This window comes from Peptostreptococcus faecalis (assembly GCF_900240845.1).
Taxonomy (GTDB): Bacteria; Bacillota; Clostridia; order Peptostreptococcales; family Peptostreptococcaceae; genus Peptostreptococcus; species Peptostreptococcus faecalis.
Genome location: NZ_OERU01000016.1, coordinates 1 through 16005 on the forward strand (window position 1 = coordinate 1; position 16005 = coordinate 16005).

13 protein-coding genes, 8 tRNA genes and 1 pseudogene are annotated in these 16005 nt (G+C 30.6%); 14 read left to right on the top strand and 8 right to left on the bottom strand.

Annotated features, from left to right (window positions below; genetic code table 11):
* Positions 1-36 precede the first annotated feature (36 nt).
* The 6 genes from C0982_RS09920 to C0982_RS09945 all read left to right on the top strand — a co-directional run bounded on the left by C0982_RS09920 (position 37) and on the right by C0982_RS09945 (position 607).
* Positions 37-120 (top strand) — tRNA-Leu (locus C0982_RS09920).
* A gap of 21 nt (positions 121-141) precedes the next feature.
* A tRNA-Arg gene (locus C0982_RS09925) sits at positions 142-218 on the top strand.
* A gap of 14 nt (positions 219-232) precedes the next feature.
* A tRNA-Gln gene (locus C0982_RS09930) sits at positions 233-307 on the top strand.
* A gap of 47 nt (positions 308-354) precedes the next feature.
* Positions 355-443, top strand: a tRNA-Ser gene (locus tag C0982_RS09935).
* Between the two features lie 9 nt (positions 444-452).
* Positions 453-528, top strand: a tRNA-Phe gene (locus C0982_RS09940).
* A 5-nt stretch (positions 529-533) separates the two neighbouring features.
* Positions 534-607, top strand: a tRNA-Met gene (locus tag C0982_RS09945).
* A 298-nt stretch (positions 608-905) separates the two neighbouring features.
* Here the strand turns inward: C0982_RS09945 and C0982_RS09950 are convergent.
* Positions 906-2564, bottom strand: a complete 1659-nt coding sequence (locus C0982_RS09950; protein WP_101774057.1) for a M4 family metallopeptidase — start codon at positions 2562-2564, stop codon at positions 906-908.
* A gap of 388 nt (positions 2565-2952) precedes the next feature.
* Here C0982_RS09950 and C0982_RS10730 point away from each other — a divergent pair.
* The 8 genes and pseudogenes from C0982_RS10730 (at position 2953) to C0982_RS09990 (ending at position 11497) form a co-directional block, all read left to right on the top strand.
* A pseudogene (locus C0982_RS10730) lies at positions 2953-4083 on the top strand (DmpA family aminopeptidase).
* Positions 4084-4153: 70 nt separating this feature from the next.
* A complete protein-coding gene (locus tag C0982_RS09960) occupies positions 4154-5320 on the top strand; it encodes a cation:proton antiporter (RefSeq protein ID WP_330399832.1) in 1167 nt (388 codons plus the stop codon).
* Positions 5321-5498: 178 nt separating this feature from the next.
* Positions 5499-5572: transfer RNA gene (locus C0982_RS09965), tRNA-Arg, on the top strand.
* Between the two features lie 151 nt (positions 5573-5723).
* Complete coding sequence (locus C0982_RS09970; RefSeq protein WP_101774059.1) at positions 5724-7046, top strand: metallophosphoesterase; 1323 nt, start codon at positions 5724-5726, stop codon at positions 7044-7046.
* Between the two features lie 68 nt (positions 7047-7114).
* Positions 7115-7816: an ABC transporter ATP-binding protein gene (locus tag C0982_RS09975; RefSeq protein ID WP_101774060.1), complete on the top strand. Its 702-nt coding sequence runs from the start codon at positions 7115-7117 to the stop codon at positions 7814-7816.
* 9 nt (positions 7817-7825) lie between these two features.
* The gene (locus tag C0982_RS09980) at positions 7826-10363 is read left to right on the top strand and encodes an ABC transporter permease (RefSeq protein ID WP_101774061.1); all 2538 of its coding nucleotides are present in this window, start codon (positions 7826-7828) and stop codon (positions 10361-10363) included.
* Between the two features lie 271 nt (positions 10364-10634).
* A complete protein-coding gene (locus C0982_RS09985) occupies positions 10635-11090 on the top strand; it encodes a LytTR family DNA-binding domain-containing protein (protein ID WP_180946936.1) in 456 nt (151 codons plus the stop codon).
* On the top strand, positions 11075-11497 hold the full coding sequence (locus C0982_RS09990; RefSeq protein WP_101774063.1) for a hypothetical protein: 423 nt from the start codon (positions 11075-11077) through the stop codon (positions 11495-11497). The genes C0982_RS09985 and C0982_RS09990 overlap by 16 nt, the downstream gene beginning before the upstream one ends.
* A gap of 143 nt (positions 11498-11640) precedes the next feature.
* On the opposite strand, the gene C0982_RS09995 is transcribed toward C0982_RS09990, so the two are convergent.
* The 7 genes from C0982_RS09995 to C0982_RS10025 form a co-directional block, all read right to left on the bottom strand.
* Complete coding sequence (locus tag C0982_RS09995; protein WP_101774064.1) at positions 11641-12252, bottom strand: DsbA family oxidoreductase; 612 nt, start codon at positions 12250-12252, stop codon at positions 11641-11643.
* Positions 12253-12282: 30 nt separating this feature from the next.
* Positions 12283-13311: a pirin family protein gene (locus C0982_RS10000; RefSeq protein ID WP_101774065.1), complete on the bottom strand. Its 1029-nt coding sequence runs from the start codon at positions 13309-13311 to the stop codon at positions 12283-12285.
* 195 nt (positions 13312-13506) lie between these two features.
* Positions 13507-14163, bottom strand: a complete 657-nt coding sequence (locus tag C0982_RS10005) for a (Fe-S)-binding protein (RefSeq protein WP_101774066.1) — start codon at positions 14161-14163, stop codon at positions 13507-13509.
* Between the two features lie 23 nt (positions 14164-14186).
* Positions 14187-14465, bottom strand: a complete 279-nt coding sequence (locus C0982_RS10010) for an ArsR/SmtB family transcription factor (protein ID WP_101774067.1) — start codon at positions 14463-14465, stop codon at positions 14187-14189.
* Positions 14466-15041, bottom strand: a complete 576-nt coding sequence (locus C0982_RS10015; RefSeq protein ID WP_101774068.1) for a 4Fe-4S binding protein — start codon at positions 15039-15041, stop codon at positions 14466-14468. It abuts the gene before it with no gap.
* On the bottom strand, positions 15034-15243 hold the full coding sequence (locus C0982_RS10020; RefSeq protein ID WP_101774069.1) for a 4Fe-4S dicluster domain-containing protein: 210 nt from the start codon (positions 15241-15243) through the stop codon (positions 15034-15036). Before C0982_RS10020 ends, C0982_RS10015 begins: the two co-directional genes overlap by 8 nt.
* Positions 15244-15592: 349 nt before the next feature.
* Positions 15593-15666 (bottom strand) — tRNA-Arg (locus C0982_RS10025).
* Between the last annotated feature and the right edge of the window lie 339 nt (positions 15667-16005).

Genomic DNA, 16005 nt, shown 5'->3' on the forward strand with positions numbered 1-16005 from the left:
ATCCACCATCCTCCACCAGTTTAATAAACTCAATGCGCGGATGTGGCGGAATTGGCAGACGCACTAGACTTAGGATCTAGCGCCTTTGGCGTGGGGGTTCGACTCCCTTCATCCGCACCAGTTTATTATAATTTTGCATATGGGTGCATAGCTCAGTTGGATAGAGCAACGCCCTTCTAAGGCGTGTGTCCGGGGTTCGAATCCCTGTGCGCTCACCATTTAAATATTTTGTTGGGGATTAGCCAAGCGGTAAGGCACATGACTTTGACTCATGCATTCGTGGGTTCAAATCCCGCATCCCCAGCCAATTATTTTTTTTTACAAAAAAACAGTTTAGTTTAAGATATAGATTGTGGAGAGGTGTCCGAGTGGTTTAAGGAGCTGGTCTTGAAAACCAGTGATACTTAACGGTACCGTGGGTTCGAATCCCACCCTCTCCGCCAGAGCAAAATGCCTAGATAGCTCAGTCGGTAGAGCAGGGGACTGAAAATCCCCGTGTCGGTGGTTCGATTCCGCCTCTAGGCACCATATTTGGCGGTATAGCTTAGTTGGCTAGAGCGTTCGGTTCATACCCGAAAGGTCACAGGTTCAAGTCCTGTTACCGCTACTATATTTAGTTTAATGTATATTGAACTTTATAAAATAAGAGCAGTCAAAAGACTGCTCTTATTTTATTTTAAATAGTATTTTAAAACACTAACAAATAAAACAAATAAAATATCATTATATTGAAATAAAATAGCGCTGATAGTAATTTTATCCATTTTAGTCTTTAGACTATTATGGATTTTTATTACTACCAACGCTAAAAATTATATATCTAAAAAGTAGAACACTTTATTAAAGTTGAAAATGCTTTATAACGAATAATTATCCTATTTTAGTGTCATAGCTTATGTTTGTACTTATTCAGCTACAACAGGCTTGCTGTGTCCTTCTGAAGTCTCAATCTGTATTGATCCAAGTTCAGTATCTACTACTGTTACTTGCTTCATTCCTGAAAACTCCTCAAAATCTAATTTTGAAACACTTCCATCTTTAATTACCTTAACATCTTTATTTACAGCTGTGTTATCTTTGCTTATATTATTGATGCGCTGACCAATCCCTACAGCTGCATATCCATTGTTTACCGCTATAGCAACACTAGGATCATTTTTATAAAGAGCTTTAGAAGCTTGAACCATAGCATTTCTCATTTGTTCAAAGTCAGAATTTTTATTTAGATAATGTTGCATAACTGTGAAGTAAATTTGTTGTGCTTTTTCTTTACCTATAGATTGAATAATATTATAGGCTGCCTTGTTCATTATACCAGAGTTTATATGTACACCGCCATGGTCACCTTCCTCTGTATTTGGCATGTTACGATACTTAGACATATGGTCTGGCTGATTAAATCTTCCAGGATTTGATAAATCACGAATTGTGAAGTTAGCATCTTCTCCCATTGTCCAGTTACCTGGATCAACAAAATAACCGAATGTATCTGCTAGTGATTCATTTAAAGCACCTGACTGATTAGAATACTCAAGATCACAAGAATTATTAATAAATCCATGTGTTATTTCATGGCCAACAACATCCTTTGCAGCAGATAGTGCAACACCAGTTCTATCTACTTCACCGTAGTGCATAGTTTGAGTTCCTGGATTCCAAAATGCATTGTTTTTTGCTTCATTATCGTGTACAATTGCGATCAATGGAGCTTTTTTACCATTTACACCTTTTATGTTGAATTCATTACGATAGTAATTATAAACTTCCTGACCATGTACAAAAGCATCTACTGCCGCTGAATCATTAAATTGATTGTTGTATGAGTGAACAAAGTTGTTTTGAGTACGAGAATCTAATATTTTGTTTTCTGACTCATTGTGAGGAGCGTCCCATAAAAGATTTACTCCATAATAATTATCAGCTAAAGTTTTGAATTGAACTCTTTTTCCATTTTGTTTAATACCAGTTGAATTTACTGGCGTTAAACGCTGTTCGTGTTGTATAGCACTTTTTTCTTCGATAATACTTCCATCTGAAGAGCTAATTTTGTATTGCATAGCATCTTTGTTTACATCTTTAGAACTAGCCACCTTTACTACCCAGAATGGGCTACCGTCTGCATCAACGTATTGTTTTTGTTGATACACTTGAGCATCGCTGCCAAATTTATCTTTAGCAATATCTGATGCACGATTTTCAGATACAGTTACTTTATCAGCTAAAGAAATTTTATTTTCATTGATTTTTCCTGTAATTCCTACAATTAAACCTTCTGAATTTACATGCACTTTTACTTCGCTATTATCTACAGCAATCCCATCAGCAATTTGTTGCAATGTGTAATGAGTTTGACCAACTTTATCTATTGATTTTCCAATTACTTTATATTGTGAAAGTAACCCTGAGTCAAATTTCTGTCCAGTAATATCTGGTAATTTTTCTTGAATATTACGTTCTGAAATGGTTGTTAATTCATCTGCAAAGTTTGATGTTGGCAAACCAGCGATTGAGCTTAATATAAGCGATGATAAAACAGTTGTTGTAAAAATTTTGTTGATTTTCATAACCTTCTCCTTTTCTTATCTTGATATATTTTGATAGTTATCAATTTAAATTATTTTACATTATCATGAATTTAGTTTAAAATATAAATAAAATGATAACTTCGATTTAATTCTACCAAATATTATAAAATATGTAAAGTATTTTTAAAAGAATATGATTTTCATAATGATAATATTTTAGCTCATAACCTTGTCTACTGTTTAATTTTAAAATTTATAAAATTATTAAATTTAGAGATTAAATTAATAATTTTTTATCATAAAATTAATGAAAATTATGATTTGATATATATAAAATCGTGTTTTGAAATATAGTCAGAGGTTGTACATATTATTTATATTGTATTATAATATTACAGTGGTCTAAAAACCTGAAAAGAGAATTATTATGAGAGCTAGAGATTTAAAGATTCCGTTTAAAGGAATAACAGGAAAATATAATGCAATTACCGATGTAGAAGGCGTAGAAGTTGGATATAAAACTATAATCATTGAGGAATCAAGCAGAGACACTACATGTGATTGTAATTTTGCAAGAACTGGTGTGACAGCTATTCTACCAAGGGGAAAAAAGAAAAGTGCAGTTTTTTCTGGTAGATATGATTTAAATGGAAATGGAGAATTAACAGGAACACATTGGATTGATGATTCTGGATTTCTTCACGGACCTATAATGCTGACGAACACAAACAGCGTAGGTGTAGTAAGAGATGCTACATCTAAATGGATGGTTAAAAATGATTATTTTTATCCAATTTATAACGATGGCGAAATAGATGGATTTGGATACTTTTATCCTGTAGTTGGAGAAACATTTGATGGAGTACTCAATAATATCAATGGATTTATGGTGAAGTAAGAGGATGCAATAGAAGCACTGGAAACATCTACAAGTGGAAAAATATTAGAAGGCTGTGTAGGTGGAGGTACTGGAATGATTTGCCATGAATTCAAGGGAGGAACAGGAACTGCGTCCAGAATAACAGAAGATGGATATACTGTTGGAGTATTAGTACAGGCAAATCATGGAAAAAGAGAAGACTTAAATATTGCAGGCATACCATTTGGAAAAGAAATAAAAGGCTTTGATAGTGAAATAAAGCATCTTTCCCCTAGAGAGGGAAGTGGATCTATAATAGTTGTAATAGCAACAGATGCACCAGTACTTCCATGGCAATTAAAAAAACTATGTAAAAGAGCTCCACTTGGAATTGGTAAACTAGGAGCAGGAAATGAAAGTGGATCAGGTGATATTTTTATAGCTTTTTCTACGGCTAATGAAAATGCATTTTCATATGACAAAAGTACGGTGACGTTATTGTCTGATGAAAAAATAGATCCTATATATAAAGCAGTTACACAAGCTACAGAAGAAGCTATTGTAAATGTATTAGTTGCAGCAAAAGATATGCACGGAAGAAATAAAAATACTGTGTATGCACTTCCACATAGTGAAATAAAAAGAATTTTAGATAAATATAGAGAATATATAAAAAATACTAATGAAGATTTAAAGTAATATCATAATATATGATATACAAGTGTATATAATAATTTAATTAAAAGGAGATGGTTTTATTCTTACAAGTTTGGCATTAATTTTTATATTTGGAATGATTTTAGAACGTTTCTTCAAAGAAATAAAATTGCCAGCTCTTTTAGGAACAATAATAGCTGGTATTTTACTTGGACCTCATGTATTAAATTTAATCGATACAAAAATTCTGGATATATCCCCAGATTTGCGACAGATCGCTTTGATTGTAATACTGATGAGAGCGGGGCTATCATTAAATTTGAAGGAATTAAAAAAAGTTGGCAGACCGGCAATTTTAATGTGCTTTGTTCCTGCATGTTTTGAAATATTAGCAGTTTCGATTATTGCTCCAAAAATATTGGGAATAACCGTAATTGAAGCTGCAATTTTAGGGTGTGTAGTAGCGGCAGTTTCTCCAGCAGTAATAGTACCGAGTATGATTAAGCTAATATATTCTAGGTATGGAGTAGACAAAAGCATCCCACAAATAGTAATGGCTGGCTCGTCTGTGGATGGAATTTTTATCATAGTTTTATTCGGTGTGTTCATGTCCTTGGCAGGTGGAGAAAGTATATCTATCATTCAAATTATATCGATACCGATATCAGTATGTGTAGGAGCAACTATTGGTATACTTACGGGATGGTCGCTTAGTAAAATTATGAAAAAAATTGATATCAGAGATACTGCAAAAGTGCTGGCGATTCTAAGTATTTCATTTTTATTTATAGCTTTGGAAAATAAAGTAAAAAATATTATTCCATTTTCAGGTCTTCTTGCAGTAATGACTATGGGTATGGGATTATTGTATTTTTCACCAGAAATTGCAAAAAATATGTCTTTAAAATTTTCTAAAATATGGGTGGTTGCAGAGATACTTCTTTTTGTATTAGTTGGAGCTTCTGTAGATCTTAGCTATATTTTATCATCTGGAAGTACGATAATTATATTAATAATTATTGCAGTTGTATTTCGAATGCTAGGCGTATTTATATCTTTGCTCAAGACTGATTTAAATATTAAGGAAAAATTTTTCTGTATGGTATCATATACACCAAAAGCTACTGTTCAAGCTGCTATAGGGGGAATACCTCTAGCTAGAGGTATAGCTTCCGGAAATATGATTATGGCAGCATCAGTAGTATCTATATTAGTAATGGCACCAATAGGAGAAATAGGAATAAAAGCTTTGTATAAAAAATGTCTGAAGAAATCATAAATTAAATAAAAGTTGTAGCTGTCTTATAATTACAGTGAAAGCAAAAATAAATTTATAATAAATATTTAAAACTATAAAAAGGTATTTTTTACAGTTTTTCAAATAAATGTTATTAATAAAATAATATAATTGAAAATAAGACTTAAATATGGTACAATGGGAAGGTAAGATTTTACCAGTGCTCGTAGCTCAACTGGATAGAGTACTTGACTACGAATCAAGGGGTTGTGGGTTCGAGTCCCGCCGGGCGCATAAAAGACTTAAAGAAAATTCTTTAAGTCTTTTTTTTGTTGCAAATAAATATTAAGAATATTTCGTATTTTAAAACTTAACCTGTATAATATGGTATTCATATTTGGTATAATAAAATATAGTAGTAAAAAATATTTGTGAGGTGGTATAGATGTTAATTTTAATAGCATTGATTTTAATAATAGTCATAGGTTTTTATATATTGACAAAGGATAAAAATAAACTCAATAAAGATATAATTAATAAAATAAAAGATGAAGATATAGATGGAAACAAAGAAAAAATAAATATAATCCACATAAGTGACATTCACTATTTATCTATGAAACTTACTGATTATAAAGGGTCTTTTTTTGAAAAGGTAGAAAAAAATGATGGAAAAACAGTTAGATATATAGATAAAATAATGGATGCTTTTATATTAGAAATGATAAAAGTAAATCCGGATTTAATAATAGTAAGTGGAGATCTAACTTATAAAGGAGAAAAAGAAAGTCATGATGAGTTTGCAAAAAAACTAAAAATTTTAAAGGATAAAAATATTTCAGTAGTTGTTTTGCCTGGAAATCATGATATAGATAGCAACTCTGCTAAAAGATATATAGGCGATGAGGAAGAATCTGTAGAAAGTGTTACTATAGAAGATTTTAAAAATATTTACTCAGACTTTGGATATGGGGAAAGTTCAAGAATTATAGGAAGGGATAAAGATTCTTTAAGCTATATGTATAGGCTAAATAGCTATATAAATATATTGATGCTAGACACTAGTACAGATAATAACAAGGGATATATATCAAATTCAACTTACAAATGGATTGAAAAAATGCTGAAGAGTGCAAAATCAAATAATGAAACTACTATTTCTGTAACACATCAAAATATTTTAGCGCATAATAAAATATTTTTATCAGGATATGTAATAAAAAATGGAACTAAGATGGTTGATTTGATGAATAAATATAATGTTAGATTAAATTTGAGTGGTCACATGCACCTTCAACACATATCTGAAAGTAAGGGCGTTTATGATGTAGCTGTAGGAACAATAGCAATGTATCCAAACTTATATGGAGATATCACTGTTGATATGAGAAAAAACATAACATACGAAGCTAAAAGTTTAGCAGTTGGTTATTGGATGAGAAAATACGGAACTGAGGATGAAAATTTAATTAATTTTGAAGAATATTCAAAGAACTCATTTATGAAAGTATCTAAGAATCAGTCAGAATTTATACTTCAAAACGAAGAAATATCAGATAATGAGTTGGAAAAAATGGTGAATTTTTTAGCCGATACAAGTCTTTCGTATTTTTCAGGTGAAATGAATATACATCCAGAATTGTCTACAGAGAGCGATGGATATAAACTTTGGCAAAAATACTATGAAAAACATTTTATAGCGACATATTTAAATAGTATATATTTAGAAACTCCCAAAGACCAAAAGAATTTGAAGATTGAACTGTAAATATGGATTAAAGTTTAAATTATTTTACATTTTATACGTAGTTTTACCTTAGAAAGGATGAGGAGATTATGGCATATATTGATATGATAAACAGCTCAAAAAAATACAAAGTAGGAGAAGTTGAAATAGTGGCAAATGATTCTGTAAGTTTTTCTATTGAAAAGGGGGAGCTTGTCATTATTTCAGGTGCTTCTGGAGCGGGGAAGTCAACAGTATTAAATATTTTAGGTGGAATGGATTCAAATGATGAAGGAAAAGTAATTGTAGATGGAAAAGACATATCCAATTACAATGCAAAAGAGTTAACTACATACCGTAGAAATGATGTTGGATTTGTATTTCAATTTTATAATCTAGTTGCTAATTTGACTGCAAAAGAAAATGTTGAGCTAGCATCTGAGATTGTTAATGATGCACTTGACACAGAAGAGGTGTTAAGTGATGTAGGTCTAGAACATAGAATGGATAATTTTCCAGCACAGCTTTCTGGGGGAGAGCAGCAGAGAACGGCGATAGCAAGAGCCATAGCAAAAAATCCTAAAATATTACTCTGTGACGAGCCTACAGGCGCACTTGATTACAAGACAGGTAAGCAAGTTTTACAGCTTCTACAAGATATGAGTAGAAAAAAAGATGCTACTGTAGTAATAGTTACTCATAATGCAGCAATTGCTCCTATAGCAGATAGAGTAATACATATGCATGATGCAAAGGTTAAAAGTATAGAGATTAATGAACACCCTAAAAAAATAGCGGATATTGAATGGTAGGTGTTAAAAATGAAGAAAAAAGCACTTTGGAAAGATATTCGTAATTCATTTTCAAACTCTAGAGGAAGATTTATTTCTATTGTATTATTAATGGTATTAGGATCATTTTCTTTAGTTGGCCTACAAGCAGTAGATCCAGATATGCAAGTTACTGGAAGAAATTATTTTAATAGATTAAATCTCTTTGATGTGTCTGTAATGAGTGATTATGGAATAACAGATGACGACATTAAAATAATTGATAAAGCCCACGATTTAAGTGAAGTAGAGTACGGATATCTAAAAGATGTTGTTATAAAGGATAGCAATACTAGTTTTAGAATTTTTTCCAAGCCAAAAGAAATATCTAAATTCGATACAGTAAAAGGGAGGTTGCCAAATTCTAAGAGCGAAATAGCAATAGCTAGTACTTATCAAGATAAATATAAAATAGGAGATAAGATTTCTTTTACAGAAAAAGAAGATTTTACTGGAAAGAAATCCTTAACTGAAAATAAATTTAAAATAGTAGGATTTGTGAATTCTAGTGAAATATCATCGACTGTTACTATGGGACAGACATCGGCTGGGACAGGTGAGTTAAATGGATATGCAGTTGTAGTACCTGAAGTGTTTGATTCAGACGTATATATGATTGCCAGATTAAAATTTAATGACACTAAAAAAGTGGATATATACTCAAATAAATATATAGATTTGGTGCAAGAACATAAAAAAGAACTAAAAGAGTCTTTAAAAAATAGACCCCATGAAAGACTAGACGAAATAAAAAATGAATATAAAAAAGAATTTATTCAAGGTAAGGTAGATCTTAAGGCAGTAGAATCTGAGATATCAAAAATTGATAATATGTCTTTACCAAGCTATTCTATAGATAGTAGAAGAGAAATTCCTGGATCTGATGGATATAAAATATATCAAAGTATATTTACAGCATTAGAGTCCTTAGCAATGATATTTCCTATATTTTTATACTTTGTTGCATCTTTGGTAACTTTCACTACTATGACTCGCTTTGTAGACGAAGAAAGAATTAACTCAGGAACACTGAAAGCTTTGGGATATAGCAACGGAGATATAATTAAGAAATTTACTATATATGGATTAATTGCAAGTACTATAGGTACAGCTATCGGTGTATTTTTAGGACAAGTAGTACTTCCAAAAGTATCGTATATTGCCTATGGTAGCGCATTTACTATTCCAGAGGTTGAAATACATTTTTATTGGAAAATAACGCTAGCAGCATTTATATTATCTCTTATAAGTGCAGTGATTCCTGCATATATAGTTGCAAGAAAAGAGCTTCAAGAAAAAACTACAGAATTAATGTTGCCTAAAGTTCCAAAGTCTGGATCAAAGATATTACTAGAAAGAATAAAACCTTTGTGGAAGAGGTTGAGCTTTACTCAGAAGGTAACTGCTCGTAATATTTTTAGATATAAAAAGAGAATGTTTATGACTATATTTGGAGTAAGTGGATCTGTAGCATTGCTATTTACAGGATTTGCTATGAAAAACTCCATATCAGGAATAAATCAAAGACAGTTTGGAGAAATACTACACTATGATTTAATTGTAGCCCAAAACAGCAATTTAGATACAGAGAAAAAAGATGAATTAAAAAAATTACTAAATTCAAAAGATATAAAAAGCGAATCAGAGATTTACTTTGAATCCGTGTCAAAAACTGCCGGAGATAACAAAGATAAGCAAGAAATTAGAATGATAGTTCCTCAGAATACAGAAGGATTTAATAAATATATTAGTCTTTTAAACAGAAAAACAGGTAAAGACTTGGAATTTAAAAAAGGAGGGGCTATCATTACAGAGAGGCTCTCAACGCTATTAAACGTATCTATCGGTGATGTAATTACAGTTCAAGACAAAGATGGGAAGGATAGAAAACTAAAAATTTCTGGTATAGCAGAAATGTATATGGGACACTTTATATTTATGGACAAAGATACCTATGAAGACGTATATAATAACAAGTATGTGACCAACGCAAATTTAGTATCACTTAAAAATAGAAATATATCAAACACTCAAAAAGTATCGGCTGAATTTATGAAATCTTCAAGTGTAGTGAGTGTAGTTCAGAGCTCGTCACTAATAAACTATATAAATACTATCGTGGCATCACTAGATATGGTGATGCAAGCATTAATACTTGCTGCTGGATTACTGGCGCTAGTGATATTATACAATTTGACCAATATAAATGTGTCAGAGCGTATAAGAGAACTTTCTACAATAAAGGTGCTCGGATTTTATGATGGGGAAGTAACTGCATACATTTACAGAGAGACAATATCACTTTCTATAGTGGGAATACTAGTTGGATATGGATTGGGTAGATGGTTACATACATATATTATGGATACTGTACCACCTGATGAAATAATGTTTATATCTGAATTAGGGGCGTCTAGTTTTGTAATACCTGTTGTCATAGTTTCTATAATAACTGCCTTATTAGGATTTATAGTAAATAAGAGACTTAGAGAAGTAGATATGCTAGCAGCACTTAAGTCTGTTGAATAAAGAACAATATTTATATAAAAAACAAAATAAGAAAGAGATCCTTATGAAGTTAAGATGATTACTTAAAAAAGTTTAACTTTTTGGTAGCTATATCAATACCTTACTATTAAGGGTCTTTTTTTTTGTTAATTATATGTTTAATAACAATATAGAAAATTTAAAAGTGAAGTTTAATTATATGCAATAAAGTAATAGAATTATGCAACAAGTTTCAATTTTATTGATATAGAAAATTGAAAAACTTATAATGTATTTAGAAAGGAGGAATGAAATGAATATAAAAACATTTTGGAAAAAAGAAATACATATAAATGAATTACATATTAGTGCAAATCCTGAAAATAAGAAGGAAGTGGAAGGGTTGTTAAAGCAATTTGAAGACAAAAATATAATTACATTGATAAACCCAATAAACGATATGAAGGTAAAGGTCGAAATAAATCAAATAGAATCGATAGAAACTTTTTCTAATTACTCTATCGTAGTTTTATATAATGAAAAAAATCACTATATGATTCAAAAAAGACTAAAGGACTTGGAATACTTAAATAAATTTGGAATAGTGAGAATCAGCAATTCAGTAATGGTAAATATTAATAGAATCAAGCAGTTTAAATCATCTGAAAATGCGCGATTAGAAGTTGAAACAAAGACAAATAAAAAGTATGTTGTCAGCAGACATTATGCAAAGAAAATAAAGGAGGAAATATTATGTTTAGACATTTAAAAAATAATTTTATGCAAGCTTTTACAGGTGTTTTTGTGTGGATTATTCTTTTAATAACCATCTTTATAAAACCACAAACAGTTACTCTTATTTTTATCTGGAAGATGTTAGCTATATCAGCAGTAGCATCACTTGTGTTTGGAGTACTCTATACATATTTATGGAGCTACTCTACAAATAAAGCAGGTATAAATATTATAATTTCAAGTATCTTTAATTTTGCTGCGGGGCAAATTGGGATATATTTATTTTCTAGAGATATGTTTTTATGGTTGATGAATTATACTCCAATTATTTTAATAGTAACGTTTTTTGGTCATGTGATAGGATTTTATTTTTATTCTAAATATGAAAATAAAAAAAGTGCTGATAGATTGAATATATTATTAGATCAAAAAAGAGTATAAAACAAAAAAACATAAAATAATAAAGAGCATAAAATAAAAAAAAGCATGAAATAAAAAAAGTATGAAATAAAAAAGAGTATAAAATAAAAAACAAGCTAGTAATTTTACTAGCTTGTTTTTTTATTTTGTAAATTATCTCATATTTATTTCATAAAGCTATCGAATTCTTCGTAGCTTCCTGTTCCAGCAAGAACAATATGATCTTGATAGAAAGTAGGAACACTTGGAACTGAACGCTTGTAAGCGAGTCTTATATCCTCATCTACAAGATTTTCCATTTCACTTTCCCTAGAGTGAAAATCAGATACGTCTAGTCCTAGTTTTTTAAGAACTCCGTCTATATATTCAAAGTCATAAAAGTCTTTGCCTTGTTCAAAGTGACCGGACATTACTTCTCTAAAGTATTCAGCCTGCTTTCCAAATAGTGTAGCGTATTGTAATCCCATATGAGCATGACGTGAATTTCTTGAGATTACTGCATCTACATCATAGTTTAAGCCAATTGACTTAGCAGCTCTTCCGATTCCATTATTAAAAAAATCCCTATATTCATCTATTGTATTAAAATTAGATGCTTTAAATCTATTATTTATATAGCTAGGCTTTGTATTATCGTCATCAGGGTTTAGCTGAAAACTTCTAAATCTTATATTAGTAAGAGGTGCCTTATTTTCCTCCAAATACTGAATCATTCTTTCTCCACCTATGTAGGAGAATGGACAAGCAAAGTCGATGTGAATTTCTATGTTTTTCATATTTTTAAAATCCTTTCATTATTTATTATTTTATTTATTATTTTCGTTAGGATAATGCATTTCTCCGTTGCTGTATTCAGCATATCTACCCTTATTTCTATCGTGTACTGGACCTGGTTCATCCCATTTCCATCCTCCGAATTCAGTCCTTCTATAATCATTCATAGCTTGAACAATCTCTTGTTCTGTGTTCATAACAAATGGACCGTAAAGAGCGATCGGTTCCTTGATTTCATTTCCCTCCAATAAAAGTAACTTACTAGGCGAATTTCCGTTTTTTATATGAATAGATTCACCTTCTTTTAATTCTGCATACATTTGTTCATGAGTCAGTTTTACATCTTCAAGTGTAATTCCAGATCCCTTGTAGTAGTACAACATTCTAGATGCAGTTTTAGAATCTGTTGATAAGTTGAGCTCTGCATGAGGATCCATTTCGATTAAAAGGATTCTGACGTCATTTGATTTATCAGCAGCCCATGAATCAGGAGTAGAGTTATAGAAAGAAATATCTTTATAACTACCGTGTATTACCTTTATCTTGACTTTTGAACCGTTGGTATTTTCTTCAGTATATACTGGAATATCTTCTTTCCAAAGCATTTTGTAATGAGGAGTAACCATTTTATTTTTCTTAGAAAGATTTAACCAAATTTGGAAAATTTCAAAGGGATTTTCTTTATCGTTATTTACAAGTGGAAACATTTCACAGTGTTGAACACCAGATCCCGCTGTCAACCATTGAACATCTCCGTCGGCGTATCTACCGTTTCCACCAAAGCTATCTGTATGGTCTATCACACCTTCTTCAACAATTGTAACTGTTTCAAATCCTCTATGTGGATGCACTGGAAATCCTGGTATTTTATCACCATGGTACATTCTCCAAGGAGAGCTTGGATTAAAATCTTGACCTACATCCCTTCCATCTATATAATATGTTGGCTCCATTTTATCATTTCCCTTTGGATAGTCATCTTTATGGTATCCAATTAGAATAAATGGAGATTTTGTTGGATATCTAGAGCCCTTAGGACCAAATGATTTTATTTTATTCATAAATAACACCCCTTTTGATAATATATATTTTTTACATCTAAATTTATAATGATTGAAATTATTTATAAATATCTGTATATTTTTCAAGAAATTTATATAAATAATTTAAACTATTATTTGTTATACTCTAAAAAAATATTTTTAAAGATTCTAAAAATACCGATATTTTTAATACCGGCATTTTGATTTATTTTATTAGTGTTTTTCAATGTAGTTATTTACTTTTTCTTGCCATGAATCAGAAGTCAACTCATCAGTTGTAGTATTTTCATTAAATAATAAATCGAGTATATATCGAGGCTTTTTCCCTCCTATAGCCATTGAGCTAACACAACCTAGACAGTAGGTAACTACATCATCTTTTTGCATTTCACTTGCTCTTGACCTCATTCTTTCATGAACCTGTTTTTCAGAAAGTGAACCGTAAAAACTTCCTCCACAACAAGTAGATTTCTTGCGGGTATTTTTGGGCTCCACAACTTTTATATTCATTTTTTCTAATAGTTTTCTAACTGAATCATGAACTCTATCTTCAGTTCGAGTTGAACAGGCATCATGAATAGACATTTCTATTCCGTTGTAATCTGGAAATATAAAATTGTTATTGTCTGCAAGAATTTCCCATAAAGATATAGTAGAAATTCCTTTATACAGAGACCTATAACGTTGATCACATCCTGGACATGCATTTATTATTTTAGTATTTTCTTCTAGTTTTGGATCGTGTTTACAACAAATTATATGTTCTTCAATATCTTTATCAATATAATTTACAAGAAAATCCATTGATTTATTTACTAGTTCGGGCTTATATAGAATTAAAGAACATCCTGGTGCAAAAACTTTTTTCATTAAATTACTCCTTTTTATTTATTTTAACAATAAAATTTTTTGACTGTATTTATTATTTCGTTGACTCTTTCATCAGCAATAAAGTATGTCACTGTCTGTCCATTTTTGCTAGAATCTAGAATTTTATGTGCCTTTAAAAGTGAGAGGTGTTGTGATATAGCAGAGCTTGTGATATTAGGTATTTTTTTTGCGATATCACTAACACTCATAGGACCTTCCATTAGGGCACAAAACATTAGAAGTCGATTTTCGTTTGATAGAAGCTTTAAAATTTCTGCAACTTCTTTTGCTTTTTCTTCCATTTAAAAATTCTCCTTTCTATTTTTAAGTTCACATATACCTTGTGTCATAGTTCCCATAGGACAATATACACACCAGCTACGAGGTCTGTATAGTACCATAGTTATAAATCCTAGAACTGTAGATGTTAACATTATACTATAAAATCCAAAAGAAAACTGTGCTATCCATGGAGAAACATTAGAAACATCGGTCAATCTCCAAGGAAATTTAAATGTCCATAAAATAGTAATGACTTCTTTTAATTCTGCACCTTTAAATACTTTATAAGTAGAAAAAATCATTAAGGCAAACATAGACATGAAAAAAATTAAAAATGCATATCTAAATAATCTGTTACTAAGCCATTTTGGAGGCATTTTTTTTCTTGATAAATTAAACCTTTCACCCATAAGACCTAACAGCTGACCTCTCCCACAGTAGGTATTACAATATATTTTCTCTCCTTTTATTATAGATATCAATAGTGGTGTAAGAAAGCATATTAGTCCTAACCACGCAAAAAATATATTAAAAAAACCTAAAGTAAAATATATAATTGTTGCAATCCACATGAAGTTTTTAATTTTACTAAGCATTGATAAATTCCTCTTCTCTTAATTTTATTGTAATCACACCAGCGGGACATATAGTTGAACATTTTCCACATCCCACACATTTCTCTTTATCTACATCAGCATACATGCCTTTATATATACTAATTGCACCAAGTGGACATTCTTTTACACAACTTCCACAGGCTACACAATTTTTAGACACCTCTGCAATTTTTTTTGACATATAATATTCTCCTTATATATTAGTAATTAAGTAACTACTAATATACTATACGGAATTTAACCTGTCAACATTACTTTTATATGAGTAATAATTTAGTGAAAGGATTCAGTTATTTTTTATAATAGTATAGATTGGGATGGTAAATGAAGAAGTATGATTATTTACGTTATCGCTTGATAATAAATTTAGTAGATATTATATGTAGATTATGGCAACATTTATAGTAGATAACATAGTCGATATAAATGCTTAGAATATTCTTTTGAGTGGAATAATCATATAGATAGATTTGTAAAACAATAAAAAGACTTAGAAGCACTAAAAAGTGACACTAAGTCAAAATACTAAGCGTCCCAGAGAGGATTCGAACCTCCGACACCTGCCTTAGGAGGGCAGTGCTCTATCCAGCTGAGCTACTGAGACAAGTTTATATTTAGGATAATGATACTAAATACATATATTATATTATCATAAATACATAAGAATATCCACAGAAAATCTTTTCAAAAGAATAGCGTTTTATAGGTAAAAATAGATTAATATTGTATAGGAGGTTCTGTAAACGTAATGTTTAATTCTATATAAATAGTTTGATTAAATCCTATATTATCAACGTGTGATTTTAGGTTGTGTTTCAAAGTTTGAAAAAACAGCATACTTCACCAATTTCTTAAATTTCTAGCAAGCAGTTTTAAATAATCTTTCAATTTCGTCCCATGGTGAAAAACCGAAGAGAGTAATTTCTCTTCGGCTAATTTTATA

What these genes read in the sequence shown, in the direction of transcription:
- C0982_RS09950 (WP_101774057.1), bottom strand. Translation starts at nt 2,564, where the DNA reads ATGAAAATCAACAAAATTTTTACAACAACTGTTTTATCATCGCTTATA.
- C0982_RS09970 (WP_101774059.1), top strand. Translation starts at nt 5,724, where the DNA reads ATGTTAATTTTAATAGCATTGATTTTAATAATAGTCATAGGTTTTTAT.
- C0982_RS09975 (WP_101774060.1), top strand. Translation starts at nt 7,115, where the DNA reads ATGGCATATATTGATATGATAAACAGCTCAAAAAAATACAAAGTAGGA.
- C0982_RS09980 (WP_101774061.1), top strand. Translation starts at nt 7,826, where the DNA reads ATGAAGAAAAAAGCACTTTGGAAAGATATTCGTAATTCATTTTCAAAC.
- C0982_RS09985 (WP_180946936.1), top strand. Translation starts at nt 10,635, where the DNA reads ATGAATATAAAAACATTTTGGAAAAAAGAAATACATATAAATGAATTA.
- C0982_RS09990 (WP_101774063.1), top strand. Translation starts at nt 11,075, where the DNA reads ATGTTTAGACATTTAAAAAATAATTTTATGCAAGCTTTTACAGGTGTT.
- C0982_RS09995 (WP_101774064.1), bottom strand. Translation starts at nt 12,252, where the DNA reads ATGAAAAACATAGAAATTCACATCGACTTTGCTTGTCCATTCTCCTAC.
- C0982_RS10000 (WP_101774065.1), bottom strand. Translation starts at nt 13,311, where the DNA reads ATGAATAAAATAAAATCATTTGGTCCTAAGGGCTCTAGATATCCAACA.
- C0982_RS10005 (WP_101774066.1), bottom strand. Translation starts at nt 14,163, where the DNA reads ATGAAAAAAGTTTTTGCACCAGGATGTTCTTTAATTCTATATAAGCCC.
- C0982_RS10010 (WP_101774067.1), bottom strand. Translation starts at nt 14,465, where the DNA reads ATGGAAGAAAAAGCAAAAGAAGTTGCAGAAATTTTAAAGCTTCTATCA.
- C0982_RS10015 (WP_101774068.1), bottom strand. Translation starts at nt 15,041, where the DNA reads ATGCTTAGTAAAATTAAAAACTTCATGTGGATTGCAACAATTATATAT.
- C0982_RS10020 (WP_101774069.1), bottom strand. Translation starts at nt 15,243, where the DNA reads ATGTCAAAAAAAATTGCAGAGGTGTCTAAAAATTGTGTAGCCTGTGGA.